This window comes from Nonomuraea sp. NPDC001684 (assembly GCF_053596515.1).
Map to the genome: position 1 here is coordinate 1 of NZ_JBSFGJ010000925.1, position 1,003 is coordinate 1,003.

General features: G+C 75.2%; 1 protein-coding gene. It reads right to left on the reverse strand.

Annotation, left to right across the window (positions count from 1 at the left end; translation table 11 throughout):
- Nucleotides 1–35: 35 nt before the first annotated feature.
- Nucleotides 36–1,003: PP2C family protein-serine/threonine phosphatase (locus ACWCSD_RS53135; RefSeq protein WP_449927701.1), on the reverse strand; the 968-nt coding region annotated here is incomplete at its 5' end.

Consider the following 1,003-nt stretch of genomic DNA (forward strand, 5'->3'; position numbering starts at 1 on the left):
AGAGGGACGGTGTGTCCAGAAGCATGAGCACCCGTCTATGGTCGCACTCCCGCCGCCCTCCCGTCCGGCTCCGGGACGGCGACGGCCAGCAGGCACGCGTCGTCCTCGGGGTTGGGGCCGCCGATGCCGGCCAGCAGACGGTCGAGCCCGGCGTCGAGGTCGTGGGCGGACAGGCCCCCGGCGGCGTCGAGCACCAGCTCCAGGCCGACGTCGATGTCGCGGGTGCGCCGCTCGACCAGCCCGTCGGTGAACATCAGCAGCAGGTCGCCGGGGCGCAGCCGGGTGTGGGCCAGCTCGTAGGGCCGCCCGGAGTCCGCGCCGAGCAGCACGCCGCGCGGCCTGCCCAGCAGGGTCGCCCGGCCCCCGCGCACCAGGATCGGGTCGAGGTTGCCCGCCTGCCCCCAGCTGAACAGCAGCGTCTCGGGGTCGAGGTGGCCGATGACGGCCGTGGCGGTGGTGTCCTTCAGCTGGTGGAGGACGAGGTCGTTGAGCCACGACAGCAGGCGGTCGGCGGGCCGGCCGGTCATGGTGAGGCCGACGAGGGCGTGGCGCAGGTGGGCCATGTGGGCGATGGCGGGCAGCCCGTGGCCCGACACGTCGCCGATGGCCAGCAGCAGGCGGCCGTCGGGCGTGGTCGCGGCCTCGAACCAGTCGCCGCCCAGGCTCGCGGTCTTCTCGGCCGGCACGTAGCGGACGGCGATCCTGGCCCCCGGCAGGTCGAGGCAGCCGGTGGGCGCGGGCAGGATGGCCTCGCGCAGCGCCAGCATCACGTTGCGCTCCTCGGCCGCCTGCTCGCGGGCCTCCAGGAGCTGGCGGCGCGACTCCGACATCATGCGCTCGGCCCGGCGGCGGCCGGTGATGTCCTGGATGACGCCGTGCATGCCGACCGGACCCCCGGGCGACATCAGCGGTTCGAGCACGACGCGCAGGTCGCGCAGCTCGCCCGTGCCGCGCCTGACGCGGAACTCGGCGTGCACGGGCTCGACCCCCTCGACCACGTGCC